Annotated in this window: 12 protein-coding genes; 6 read left to right on the forward strand and 6 right to left on the reverse strand. The window is 65.4% G+C overall.

Annotated features, from left to right (window positions below; translation table 11 throughout):
- Window positions 1–9 precede the first annotated feature (9 nt).
- Window positions 10–1,563 carry a trimethylamine methyltransferase family protein gene (locus tag HGP13_RS16840; RefSeq protein ID WP_172227418.1) on the forward strand — a complete coding sequence of 518 codons (1,554 nt, stop codon included), beginning with the start codon at window positions 10–12 and terminating at the stop codon, window positions 1,561–1,563.
- 12 nt (window positions 1,564–1,575) lie between these two features.
- Here the strand turns inward: HGP13_RS16840 and HGP13_RS16845 are convergent, their stop codons facing one another.
- The 5 genes from HGP13_RS16845 to HGP13_RS16865 all read right to left on the reverse strand — a co-directional run bounded on the left by HGP13_RS16845 (window position 1,576) and on the right by HGP13_RS16865 (window position 7,126).
- Complete coding sequence (locus HGP13_RS16845; RefSeq protein WP_172227420.1) at window positions 1,576–2,895, reverse strand: nitrate/sulfonate/bicarbonate ABC transporter ATP-binding protein; 1,320 nt, start codon at window positions 2,893–2,895, stop codon at window positions 1,576–1,578.
- A 25-nt stretch (window positions 2,896–2,920) separates the two neighbouring features.
- Window positions 2,921–4,678, reverse strand: coding sequence for an ABC transporter permease subunit (locus HGP13_RS16850; protein WP_172227422.1), 1,758 nt, complete (start codon window positions 4,676–4,678; stop codon window positions 2,921–2,923).
- Between the two features lie 147 nt (window positions 4,679–4,825).
- Entirely contained in the window at window positions 4,826–5,071 is a 246-nt protein-coding gene (locus HGP13_RS16855) for a hypothetical protein (RefSeq protein ID WP_172227424.1), read from the reverse strand.
- Between the two features lie 373 nt (window positions 5,072–5,444).
- Window positions 5,445–6,056, reverse strand: a complete 612-nt coding sequence (locus HGP13_RS16860; protein WP_172227426.1) for a response regulator transcription factor — start codon at window positions 6,054–6,056, stop codon at window positions 5,445–5,447.
- Between the two features lie 5 nt (window positions 6,057–6,061).
- Window positions 6,062–7,126: an ATP-binding protein gene (locus HGP13_RS16865; protein ID WP_210266365.1), complete on the reverse strand. Its 1,065-nt coding sequence runs from the start codon at window positions 7,124–7,126 to the stop codon at window positions 6,062–6,064.
- Window positions 7,127–7,315: 189 nt separating this feature from the next.
- Between HGP13_RS16865 and HGP13_RS16870 the strand changes: the two genes are divergently transcribed.
- Complete coding sequence (locus tag HGP13_RS16870) at window positions 7,316–8,071, forward strand: DUF4239 domain-containing protein (RefSeq protein ID WP_172227428.1); 756 nt, start codon at window positions 7,316–7,318, stop codon at window positions 8,069–8,071.
- 55 nt (window positions 8,072–8,126) lie between these two features.
- Window positions 8,127–8,441 (forward strand): hypothetical protein, encoded by a 315-nt coding sequence (locus HGP13_RS16875; RefSeq protein WP_172227430.1) that lies wholly within the window; start codon window positions 8,127–8,129, stop codon window positions 8,439–8,441.
- A gap of 18 nt (window positions 8,442–8,459) precedes the next feature.
- On the opposite strand, the gene HGP13_RS16880 is transcribed toward HGP13_RS16875, so the two are convergent.
- A complete protein-coding gene (locus tag HGP13_RS16880; protein ID WP_172227432.1) occupies window positions 8,460–9,485 on the reverse strand; it encodes a LacI family DNA-binding transcriptional regulator in 1,026 nt (341 codons plus the stop codon).
- Window positions 9,486–9,680: 195 nt separating this feature from the next.
- Here HGP13_RS16880 and HGP13_RS16885 point away from each other — a divergent pair, with 195 nt between their 5' ends.
- From HGP13_RS16885 to HGP13_RS16895, 3 genes are all read left to right on the forward strand, one after another.
- Complete coding sequence (locus HGP13_RS16885) at window positions 9,681–10,715, forward strand: Gfo/Idh/MocA family oxidoreductase (protein WP_172227434.1); 1,035 nt, start codon at window positions 9,681–9,683, stop codon at window positions 10,713–10,715.
- Window positions 10,715–11,620: a sugar phosphate isomerase/epimerase gene (locus HGP13_RS16890; RefSeq protein ID WP_172227436.1), complete on the forward strand. Its 906-nt coding sequence runs from the start codon at window positions 10,715–10,717 to the stop codon at window positions 11,618–11,620. The genes HGP13_RS16885 and HGP13_RS16890 overlap by 1 nt, the downstream gene beginning before the upstream one ends.
- 114 nt (window positions 11,621–11,734) lie before the next feature.
- A complete protein-coding gene (locus HGP13_RS16895) occupies window positions 11,735–12,742 on the forward strand; it encodes a substrate-binding domain-containing protein (protein ID WP_172227438.1) in 1,008 nt (335 codons plus the stop codon).
- Window positions 12,743–12,787: the final 45 nt, after the last annotated feature.

Below are 12,787 nucleotides of genomic sequence, written 5' to 3' on the forward strand. Positions count from 1 at the left end.
GGATTTTCGATGGTCGATGACGCGGCACGGGACAGCCGGCGTGAACGCCGGCGTGGACGTACGGGCGAGGCCGGCAGCGAAAGCAGCCGCCGGCCCAATTACCGGTCGCTGAAGAACCCGTTCCTGCCGCAGCCGATCTTTTCTGACGATCAGGTCGCCGCGATCCACGACACGGCGCTGCGCGTGCTGGAGGAACTCGGCATCAAGGTGCTGCTGCCGCAGGCGCGAGAGATTTTCGCCAGCGCCGGCGCGCTGGTCGACCCGGACACCGACATGGTGCGCATCGGCCGCGACATGGTGGTGGCGGCGTTGGCCTCGGCGCCGAAGTCGATCCATGCCCAAGCCGGCGACCGCTCCCGCGACCTGATGCTGGAACTCGGGTCGATGACCTTCCTCGCCGGTTGCGGCGCGCCGAACGTCACCGATCTCGAACGCGGCCGGCGGCCGGGCACGCTGGCCGATTTCGAGGATCTGCTACGGCTGGTGCAGCATTTCGACGTGCTGCATATGCTTGGCCCTTGCATCGAGCCGCAGGATGTCGACAACCGCTTTCGCCACTATGCCGTCAACCGCGCGCAGCTGACGCTGTCCGACAAGTTTCCCTTCGTCTTCGCGCGCGGCACGCCGCAGGTCGAGGACGGGTTCGAGATGATCAGGCTGGCGCGCGGCCTGTCGCAGGACGAATTCCTGGCGAACGCGCATTGCTACACCGTCATCAACACCAACTCGCCGCGCCAGCTCGACATTCCGATGGCGCAAGGCATCATCGATTTCGCGCGGGCCGGCCAAGTTTCGGTCATCACGCCGTTCTGTCTGGCGGGGGCGATGGCGCCGATCACGGTGGCCGGCGCGTTGGCGCTGCAGCATGCCGAGGCGCTGGCGGGCCTGACGCTGGCGCAGCTCGTGCGGCCCGGCGCACCAGTCGTCTACGGCTCCTTCTCCTCCAATGTCGACATGAAATCCGGCGCGCCGGCCTTCGGCACGCCGGAGCATGTGAAGGCGACGCTGGGCGCCGGCCAACTGGCGCGCTTCACCGGACTGCCCTGGCGGTCCGGCGGCGGCAGCGCCGCCAACATCTCGGACGCGCAGGCGGCGCACGAAACGCAGTTCGCGCTGTGGGGCTCGGTGCTGGCCGGGGCGACGATGTGCATCCACGCCGCCGGCTGGCTGGAGGGCGGCTTGAGCGTCTCCTTCGAGAAGATGATCACTGATATCGAGGCGCTGCAGACGGTGGCGGAACTCTGCGCCGCGACGCCCGGCGACGATGATTCAATCGGCTTCGAGGCGATCGCCGAAGTGCAGCCGGGCGGCCATTTCTTCTCGGCCGGCCACACCATGGCACGCTACCGCACCGCCTTCTACGAACCGCTGGTGGCCGACTGGTCGAACTTCGGCAACTGGACGCAAAGCGGATCGAAGACGGCGAGCGAGCGCGCCACTGGCGTCTGGCGGCGCGCCGTTGCCGATTTCGAGCCGCCAGCGAGCGCTGCCGCGACCGCCGGCGTGCTCGACGAATTCATCGCCCGGCGTACTGAGGAGGGCGGAGCGGCGCCGGTGTCGTGACGGGCAAAGGGACTATGTCGGGTTGTCGAGCGTGAAGAGGTCGCTCTCCTCGTCATAGGCAAAATATTCGGCGTAGCGGGCCCAGCTGATGACGGCCCGCACCGTCTGGTCGGCGTAGCCCTCGGACATGTGATCCTCCAGCTCGTCACGGAAGCGGCGGGCAGGCGCCTTGTGATTGGCGCGTTCGTCGAGCACGCGGCGGATATGGCCGGCCAGCGGCACATAGGTCGCGAGCTGCTGCGCGAACAATTGCTTGCGCGCGTCGACCTCGCTCTCGGCGAAGCGCTTTCCCGCCGGGGTCAGCTGGATATCGCCCTCGGCCAATTCGGCAAAGCGCAGCAATTGCAGCGTTTCGGCGATCGGGAACAGATCGTCGATCTCGAGCTGAAGGCTGGCGGCCAGCGGCGGCAGGTCGGCATGTCCGTTGTAAGGCGGTGCGGCGACGGCCTCGATCAGGCCGGCGAGCAGGTTGGTCGAGACGCGCGGCAGCACCATAGCGATGCCCGAACCCGGGAAAACGCCGTCGCGGGCAGGGGTGCCCGGCTCCTTCCTGGCGGTCATGCGGGCATAGATGTCCTCGACCAGGGCACGGAAGGCCGGGTCCAGTCGGTTGCGCGGCTGCGGTAGCTCGATCTTGAGTTCGGCGACGACGCGGCCGGGGTTCGACGAGAAGATCAGCACGCGGTCGCACATCAGCACCGCTTCCTCGATGTTGTGCGTCACCATCAGGATCGACTCGATCGGCATGCGGCCTTCCAACCAGAGGTCGAGCAGGTCGGTGCGCAGCGTCTCGGCCGTCAGCACGTCGAGCGCCGAGAACGGCTCATCCATCAACAGCACTTTCGGGTGCACCACCAGGGCGCGGGCGAGCCCGACGCGCTGGCGCATGCCGCCCGAGAGTTCCTTCGGATAGGCGTTCTCGAACCCGTCGAGACCGATGAGGTCGATGGCCGACAGCGCGCGCTTGCGGCGCTCGGCGGGGGAGACGCCCTGCGCCTCGAGCCCGAGCTCGACATTCTGCAGCACGGTCAGCCAGGGAAACAGCGCGAAACTCTGGAAGACCATGGCAATGCCGTCCGGCGTACCGGATACGGCCTTGCCCTCGAAGGTGATGGCGCCCTCGCTCGGCCGGATCAGACCGGCGATCGAGCGCAGGAGCGTGGATTTGCCGGAGCCGGAGCGGCCTAGCAGGCCGACGATCTCGCCGGAGCCCAGCGTCAGCCCGACCTGGTCGAGGACGATGAGCTTGCCCGCGCTTCCCTTGTCATAGGTCTGGCAGACGCCATGGACTTCGACGAGAGGGCGGTTCTTGGTGATGACAGCTTGGTTCATGATTAGTTTCCTGAAAGGACGGGGGTCAGTCGAGCCGCATGCGGCGTTCGGCGAAGACATAGAGCGGGCGCCAAAGGGTGCGGTTGAAGAGGGTGACGAAGAGCGACATCACGGCGATGCCGAGGATGACGCGCGGGAAATCGCCGGCTTCCGTCGCCTTGGCGATGTAGGAGCCGAGCCCGAAGGCCTCCAGCTTGGTGTTGCCCCAGCTTGCCAGTTCGGCGACGATCGAGGCGTTCCACGAACCACCGGAAGCAGTCAGCGCGCCGGTGATGTAATAGGGGAAGATCCCCGGCAGCATGACGTTCTTCCACCACGACCAGGACCGCATCTTAAAGACCTTGGCTGCCTCCTTGAGATCGGACGGGAAGGCGCTGGCGCCGGCGATGACGTTGAACAGGATGTACCATTGCGTGCCCAGCACCATCAGCGGTGACAGCCAGAGGCTCGGGCTGGCGCCGGTGGCGACGATGGCGATTGCCGCGAACGGAAACAGCACGTTGGCGGGGAAGGCGGCGAGGAACTGCGCCAGCGGTTGAACCCGCTCGGCGACCGCGGGCCGCAAGCCGATCCAGACGCCGATCGGTACCCAGATCACGCTGGCGACCGCGATCAACACGATCACGCGCAGCAAAGTGAGAAGGCCGCCGCTGAATGCTTCGACGACATCGTTCCAGCCAAGCGTCTGCCTGAGATAGAGCAGCGTCTCGACGACACCCCGCAGGGCGACAAGCAGCACCAGGCCCAGCCAGGCGACGTCAAGCGCCCGCGACATCCGGCGCGAAGCGACGGTGGATGCCGGCGGCATGGCCCGCTTGCCCAGGCGAAGCAGCATGGCGCGCTGCCACAGCCAGGCAAGCGGCAGCCCCACGGTTTGAAGTAACCGGGCGCGGCGCAGGACGTCGTAGACCCAGGAGCGAGGCTGTTCCTGACCGGCGGTCTGTTCGAAACGGAACTTGTCGGCCCAGGCGACAACAGGCCGGAACAGCAGCTGGTCATAGAGCAGGATGAGCACGCCCATCGCCAGCACGGCCCAGGCGACGGCCTTGAAATCCTGCTTGTCGATGGCCAGCGCCAGCCAGGAGCCGATGCCGGGCAGTTGCACGGTGGTGTTGCCGACGGTGATGGCCTCGGAGGCGACGACGAAGAACCAGCCGCCGGACATCGACATCATGGTGTTCCAGACCAGGCCGGGGGCCGCGAACGGCGCGTCCAGCCGCCAGAACCTTTGCCAGGTTGACAGGCCGAAGCCGCGGCTGACTTCGTCGAGGTCGTGCGGCACGGTGCGCAGCGACTGGTAGAACGAGAACGCCATGTTCCAGGCCTGGCTGGTGAAGATGGCGAAGATCGCAGCACACTCGGCGCCGAGCTGGCTGCCGGGAAACAGGCCCATGAAGAAAGTGACCGTGAAGGTCAGGAAGCCCAGCACTGGCACCGACTGCAGAATGTCGAGTGCCGGGATGATGATCATCTCGGCACGGCGGCTTTTGGCGGCCAGCGTCGCCACCGTGAAGGTGAAGATCAGCGATGCGATGATGGCCGCGAACATGCGCAGCGTGGTGCGCAGCGCATAGTCCGGCAGATTGGCGAGATCGAGCGTGACTGGCGAGGTGATGAGCAGTGTCGTCGGCGCGCGCATGCCGGCGGCGCCATGCGCCAGAAGCACCAGCAAGGCCACCAGCATGGCAAAGGCGATGGTGTCGTAGATGTTGGGGGCGATGCGTCCGCGGGCGAGCGCCGCGGCCTCGCCGAGGGAATTGCGGTTGTGGGGCAGGAAGATCATTGCGGGCCTCCGACTGATGGGCCGATTGCGGTGTGGCTTGGGAGAGGGTGATTGCGGGCATGCGAAAGGGCACGACCGGGAGGCGGTCGCGCCGGGCGCCAATGCCCGGCCGTCAGTGCGGAAGTTTGGGCTGCGTCGAAGAGGGGCTCAGGCAGCGCTTTGGAGGAGGGCCGTTCGACGACTGACGCCCTCTTCGGAAACGGGCTCCCGCGTCCAGCGGCACTCCAGGCGGCCGTTCACCGACCCGTGTCGCCAGACGCAGACGAGCCGGGTCGGCGGCATGGTGAAACCGGCTTTGCCCGCCAGGCCGCGCGTGTTGGCAACGGACGGCCGTGCAGCTGAAGCGGAGCGCGTGAGAGCACGCATGCGGAAGGGGATGACGTTGGTGTTCATGGCTCACCTCTTGCGGTCCGGTGCGGACGGCAAGGCGAGCCGAAGGCGGGTTATGCCCTGCCGAGGCCCGACCGGCGCCACATGCCGGAGACGATAGTTGTTGACGGGGCCAGTGTCCGGACCGTGCCTGGGGCTTGATCCGGACAGCGACGGGGATAGCTGTCCATAACCTGTTCGATCTCGAGTTGATGCTTCGGTCATCCGAAGCCACGCCGCCTTACGCCCGCGACTTAGACGGTGTCAACGCAGGCGCCGGAATCTTAAGTATATGGCCTGATACCCAGGCATACCGCTGAGGTATGGCTCCCTGGATCATCCGGAGAGAGGTGCACGAGCAACACCTTTGGGAGCAGGCATTGCTGGCCTTCGCCGGCTAAGATTCCAGCCGACCGAACATCTTTATCAACTCGGCCAGTGATCCCGCTTGCATCTTGCGCATGGCCCGCGCCCGGCGGACCTTGACGGTTATCTCGCTGATGCCGAGGTCGCCGGCGATCTGCTTGTTGAGGCGTCCCTGTACCACCAGTGCCACGACGCTGCGTTCGCCGTCACTCAGCGTTGCGAGGCGTTCGCGCAAGGTATCGATTTCGGCCGAGTGCGTCCGCCGCAGCCGGTCCTTGTCCAGGGCGGCGGCGATGGCATCGAGCAGGTCCTGTTCGCGGAACGGCTTCGGCAGGAAGTCGACGGCGCCGGTCTTCATCGCCTGCACCGACATGGCAATGTCGCCATGGCCGGTCATGATGATGACCGGCAGCGGTGTCTCGGAATGAGCGAGTTCCTTCTGGAAATCAATGCCGCTCTTGCCGGGCAGGCGCACGTCCAGCACCAGGCAAGAGGGGATATCGGGCCTCGGTGTGCCAAGGAATTCGGCGACCGAACCGAAACAGCGCACCTCCAGCCCCACCGAGCGCAACAGGCTGTCGAGCGCTTCGCGCATGGCGGGGTCGTCGTCGATGACGAAAACGATCTGTCTTGGTTCGTTCATTGGTTTCACCGGTCTGGTCCGCGCGGCCCTGTCCTGCCCGCTGGCAGCGAGAAGCGGAAAGCGGCGCCGCGCGGCACTGACGCTTCCGCCCAGATGCGTCCACCATGGCTCTCGACGATCGAGCGGCTGATGGCAAGCCCCATGCCCATGCCGTCCGGCTTGGTGGTGTAGAAGGCATCGAAAAGCTGATCCAGTTGCACGCCGTCCAGGCCACGGCCGGAATCGCGGACGGCAATCACGACTTCACCCGGTTTGCCAAGGCTGGTCTGCACCGTCACGTCACGCACGCTCTCATCCTTCACCGCTTCCAGGGCATTGAGGATCAGGTTGAGAATGACCTGCTGGATCTGCACCGGGTCGACCTGGATCCGGGGAAGGCCGCTGGCCAGTTCGGTCCGCAAGGAGACACGGATTCGGCCGGCCTCGTTCTGGACCAGGGGCAACGTCTCCGCGATGGTCTGGTTGACGTCGAGCCAGACCGCCTTGCCGGCCGCCTTGCGGGTGAGGCCGCGAAGGCGCTTGATCAGCTCGCTGGCGCGTTCGGCGTCCCTGACGATGCGCCCGGCCGCCTTGCCGGCCTCATCCGGATTGCCGCCCGCCAGCCAGCGCTGGGCGGCATTGCCGTTCAGCACGATTGCCGCCAGCGGCTGGTTGAGCTCGTGGGCGATCGAGGCCGTCAATTCGCCTAGCATCGTCACCCGCGTGATGTGGGCGAGCTGCGCCTGCGCCTCGCGGGCGGCGGCCTCGGCAGCGGCGGTGCGCAGCGCCAGATAAGCCGTCACGGCGATTGCCACCAGGCTGATGGCAGAGTTGACCACGCCCGCCGGGATAGAACCTGCCCGCGTGAGGAAAAAACTCAGCACGGTGAGCGCCATGCAGGCCGCCGCCACCATCGCCACGCCGCGGCGATCGAGATAGCGGACCGCGATCAGCACGATGGCGACATAGAAGACCGCGACCGCGATCTCGAGATTGGTGATCGTGTCGGCAAGGAAGATCGCCGCCGCCAGCAGGACGAGCAAGGTCGGCAGCAGCGGCCGGCGCCCGAGGAGCGGCCCAAGGCGCGGCAAGGATGATCTTCCAGAAATGCCGGCCTCCTACGGATCAAACTGCCACGACGGACAAAAGGACATTACCGCGCCGTCTTTCAGCCCGGCAAGGCGCTGCCATATCGCTACAGCCGCGAGTATGCTCGAACTTTCGCCTTAGACAGGTCGCCCTGCCATTGGCAATTGGCGCGTCCCGTGCAGAGATGAGCGATGCTCGAAGCTTTCATCGCAATGGTGATCTTCCTGTGCCTGGCGGCGTCGGCGTTCGCCAGCATGGCGATCTGGCCGAGATTGCCGGCCAGACATCGTGATGACGACACGAACACCGTGGTTCGGCTCGCGGCCAATCTGTTCGGAGTCATGACCTCGCTGATGCTCGGCCTGATGATCAATTCGGCCAAGAACACCTTCGAATCGATCGATCACAATGTGCACGCCTATGCAACGGAGCTGATCCTTCTCGACAGGACATTGCGCCAATACGGCCCGGAAACCGACACGGTGCGGCAGCCGCTGGTCGCCTATGTCCAGAGGGTGGTGACCACCTCGTCACAGAACAGCGAAACGACCATCGCCGCCAACCAGCTGTCCGAACATCTGCTGACGGAGATCGGCTCACGGCTGAATGCGCTGACGCCGCCCGACGCTGTACGTGGTTCCCTCCTGCAGGACGGACGCCAGCGGCTGCAGAAAGTGCTGGAACTGCGCTGGATCCTGGTCGAGCAGTCGGAGGGCGCCATCCCCTGGCCGCTGATCGCGATGCTGGTTACCTGGCTGGCACTGATCTTTGCCAGTTTCGGATTCAGGGCGCCGAAGAATGCGATCACGCTCGCGACCTTGGTGATTTCCGCCGCGCTGATCGCCGGGGCGCTCTATCTGATCCTCGATATGGATGTGCCGTTCTCCGGCCCGATCCAGATTTCGCCGGCGCCGCTGGAAAGGGCGTTGGCGGAATTGCAAAGATGAGGCGGAACCGGCGGCAGCCCCAGGCATTCATGGGAATGAACCACCGGAGGACGACATGGGTTTCGACCAGTATCACGAACCGCCTGAAGAACTGTCGCAGAAGGTGCGGACCTTTGCCCGCATGATCACCTCGCTGATCGAGGAGGCGGAAGCGATCGGCTGGTACGAACAGCGCGTCTCGGTGGAGAAGGACCCGCAAGCGCGCGCCATCATGAAGAACGCGCAGGGCGAGGAGTTCAAGCATTTCGGCATGGACCTGGAATTCCTGCTGCGCCAGAAGAAGGACTGGCGCGCGGAACTGAAGGAAATCCTGTTCACGACGGGCGACATCGTCAAGGCCGGCGAGCGGGGCGAGAAGAAGGTGGATTGATAGCCCTAACCGGCTCCATCAATCGCTGTCGCGCGCGATCAGCTCCAGCGGCCAGACTTCGCGGATTATGCGCGGGCCTTCGGGGCCGGCAAAGGCCGGTAGCGAGGCCAGCAGCATTTCGGCGAGCCGTCTGCCCATCGGCTCCAGCGCCGGGCGGAAAGCGGTCAGCGCCGGCGAAAAATAGCGGCAGAGCGGCGTGTCGACGATGACGGTCACAGCGATATCGTGGCCGGGCCGGATGCCCATCTCGGCCAGCGCCTTGCAGCCGCCGAGCGCCATGGCGTCATTGTTGAAGATGATTGCCGTCGGCCGGTTCTTGGCCAGCATCACGCGCGGCGTCACCTGGTAGCCGCCGGCCTCGTTGATGAAGCCGTCGGCGATCAGCGCCGGATCGACCTCGATGCCGTGCCGCTTCAGGGCTTTGCGATAGCCGTCCAGGAACAGATAGCCGAAATTGAGATTGAGGGAAGGGCGGATGGCAGCGATGCGACGATGGCCGCGCGCCACCAGCCGGTCGACCGCGTCGCTCCCGGCCTTTTCAAAATCGAGGTCGAGCGAGGAGTACGCCTTGCCGCCGGATCGGCTGCGGCCGAGCGTGGCGAAGGGGAAGCCGGCCTCGAGCAGGTAGTCGATGCGTTCGTCCTCGCGCCGCGTCCAGGCCAGCACCACCGCGTCGGCCCTGCGGGTTTCGACCACGCGGCGCAGGCGCTCCTGCTGATAGTCGCCCGGCGCGCCCATCACCACGGACAGGTCGAAGCCGCTTTCGGCGAGCCGGCCCTGCAGCCCGATCAGGAAAGGGATGAAGAAGGGCTCGCCATATTGCTGGTCGCCCGGATGCGGCTGCAGCATGAAGGCGATCGAATGGGTGGCGCCTTGCCTGAGACTCCGGCCGGACTGGTTGGGTGAATAGTTCAGCTTCTTGGCGGCGTCGAGCACGCGCTGGCGGGTATCGGCATTGACGTCAGCGCGGCCGTTCAGCGCCCGCGACACGGTGCCGATCGAAATGTTCAGGTGACGCGCAAGGTCGTGGATGCTGGACGCCAAGGACAGTTCTCCCCCGAGCCTTGGCTAGCACCGGCTGCCGCTCAGGCCAAGGCTTCGGTATGATTTTCGCAGGCAGCCGATTGACATTCTACGCCATCGGGTGTGTTCTCGTAAACGTTTACGGAAAAACGTTTACGGTGATGCCGTGAATGCCGTGACATTCGGTCTGGAGGGACCGGACGGGAGGAATGCCGGATGATGAATGTCGTCCTCGTCGGCTGCGGAGCGATGAGCAGGCAGTGGCTCGATGCCGTAAGGCAGATCGACGGCCTCGCCATTGTCGGCCTCGTCGACCTCGACGCCGAGCGGGCGAAGGCGAGGGCGGACGAGTACAACCTCACCGGCGCCGTCATCGGCACCAGCCTCGACGCGGTGCTCGACCAGACCAGGCCCGATGCGGTGTTCGATGTCGTTGTCCCCGCCGCCCGCCGCGAGGTCGCGCTTTCGGCCTTTGCCCACAATTGCCATCTCTTGACGGAGAAGCCGCTGGCCGACAGTCCTGAGAATGCCCGCGCCATTGTCGAGGCAGCGCGCCGGGCAGGGCGTGTCCATGCCGTCGTGCAGAACCGCCGCTACGTTGCCAATGTCAGGCGCATCCGCCGCTTTCTCGACTCCGGCGGCATTGGGGCTGCGACCAGCATCCATGCCGACTTCTTCATCGCGCCGCATTTCGGCGGCTTTCGCGAGGAGATGGCGCATGTGCTGCTGCTCGACATGGCGATCCATACCTTCGACGCCGCCCGCTACATGGTCGGCGGCGAGCCGACGAGCGTCTGTTGTCAGGAATGGGAGCCGCCCAATTCCTGGTACCGGCAGGGATCGTCAGCGAGCGCCATCTTCGATCTCGGCGGCGGCAAGACCTTCACCTATGCCGGCTCCTGGTGCGCCGACGGTTTTCGCACGAGCTGGGAAGGCAGCTGGCGCATTGTCGCCGAGCGCGGCAGCCTCATCTGGGACGGCCATGACGGCCTAAAGGCGGAAGTGATGGCGTCGGGCCGCGATGGCCTGATCGACAAGACCCAGCCGATCGACGTGCCACCCCTCGATCCGGTCGACCGCATCGGTGGCCATCTCGGCATCATCCGGGATTTCATGCACGCCATCGAGACCGGCACCAAGCCGGAGACGCACGGCGCCGACAACATCAAGAGCCTGGCCATGGTTTTCGGCGCCATCGAGAGCGCCGAGACCGGACGCCGCGTGGCGATCACTGCACAGGAAGAAAAATGATGCCAAACCCGCTCCTCGACATCAGGATCGGCACCATGGTGCGGGCCAATCTCGACGACCCGGCCGCCTACATCAAACAGATCTTGCCGCTCGGCTTCGAGAGCATTCAGCCCTTCTTCTGGCAGACGCTGGGTGGCAAGGATTTGCCACGGCTGGCCGGCCAGATCCGCGAGGCGATCGGTGATGCCGATGTCATCGTGTCTTCCCTAGGCGTGTTCGGCAATCCGCTGGAAGGTGGCGAGGTCGATCGAGGTGTGCTTGCGGCTTGGGAAACGGTCATCGACAACGCGCATCTGTTCGGCACTTCGATGGTCAGCGGCTTCACCGGGCGCCTGCGCGGCAAGAAGTTGCCCGACAGCCTGCCGCGCTTCCGCGAAGTGTGGGGTCCGCTGGCCAAACGCGCCGCCGACAAGGGGGTGCGCATCGCCTTCGAAAATTGTGCCATGGACGGCAACTGGGCCACCGGCGACTGGAACATCGCCCACAATCCGGACGCCTGGGAGCTGATGTTCAACGAATTGCCCGACGACAATCTGGGACTCGAATGGGAGCCCTGTCACCAGCTCGTCTATCTGATCGACCCGATGCCGCAGATCCGCAAATGGGCGCCGCGCATCTTCCATGTCCACGGCAAGGACGCCACGGTGCGCTGGGATGTCATCCGCGAACACGGCGTGTTCGGCCGGCTGCCCTTCGTGCAGATGCGCACGCCGGGCTTCGGCGACAGCGACTGGACGCGGGTGATCAGTGAATTGCGGCTCGCCGGCTACAAGGGTGCCATCGACATCGAGGGCTGGCACGACCCGGTCTATCGCGGCGATCTCGAAATCACAGGCCAGGCGCGGGCGCTGGACTACCTCAAGCAATGCCGGGGAGGTGCGAGCTACCTGCCAAACCCGACGTAAGAACAAATTTGATGTGAGAATTGGGCGGCGGGAGGAGCCGGCCGATAAGTCGTACTGCCGTAGCAATCGTCAAAAGCCCCTCGGCTGACGAGGGAACAATGGGAGGACAAGTGCATGAGCATCGCGATCAGAACGACACTTCTGCGCACGACCGTCGTGGCCGCCGCCACGGCGCTGTGCGCCGCCATCTCGACCTTGCCGGCACAGGCGCTCGACGCGCAGTGGTGCAAGGATGTCCATATCAGGTTCTTCGTTGGCGGCGCCGAGGGCGACGCTTTCGGCACCATCGTCTACAATGGCGCCAAGCAGGCGGCGGCCGATCTCGGGCCGAAGGTCGACTACATCTTCTCCGGCTGGGACGTCGAAAAGATGGTGCAGCAATTGCGTGAGGCGGTCGCGGTCAAGCCCGGCGGCATCGCCATGATGGGCCATCCCGGCGACGACGCGATCATGCCGCTGGCCGAGCAGGCGCATAAGGACGGCATCAAGATGATGTACCAGAACGTGCCGGTGCCGAAGGTGACGGCAGCGTTCGGCGGCGGCTATGTCGGCGCGCAGCAGGAGCAGCAGGGCCGCGCGCTCGGCGCCGAGGCGTTCAAGCTGGCCGGGCTGAAATCCGGCGACAAGGCGATCATGATCGGCCCGTTCGATAATGAGAGCCGGGGCGCGCGCGAGCGCGGGACGGTCGCCGCATTGAAAGAGGCCGGCGTCGATGTCGTTCAAATCAATTCTGTACCCGAGTGGGCAGCCGATCCGAATCTGGCTATCCCGGTGATCACCGCAGCACTGCTCAACAATCCCAACGTCAAGGCGGTCGGTTATCCCGGCGGGCAGATGCTCGGCAACGTGCCGACCTACATGCAGGCCGCGGGCAGGAAGCCCGGCGACATCTTCAATTTCGGCTTCGACACCAGCCCGCAGATCGTCGAGGGCTTCAAGGGCGGCTGGGTGCAGCTGACCGCCGACCAGCAGCCATTCCTGCAGGGCTATCTGCCGATCCTCAGCCTCTGCCAGCAAGTGGTGCTGGGGCTGGCGCCGATGAATGTCGACACGGGTGCGGGCTTCGTCACGCCGCAGAACTATGAGATCGTCTCAGAGCTCGCCAAGCAGGCGCTGCGCTGACCTCCCAAGGCTGCCGGCCGGGTTGACCCGGCCGGCAGGACCGCC

It is taken from the genome of Mesorhizobium sp. NZP2077 (assembly GCF_013170805.1).
Taxonomy (GTDB): Bacteria; Pseudomonadota; Alphaproteobacteria; order Rhizobiales; family Rhizobiaceae; genus Mesorhizobium.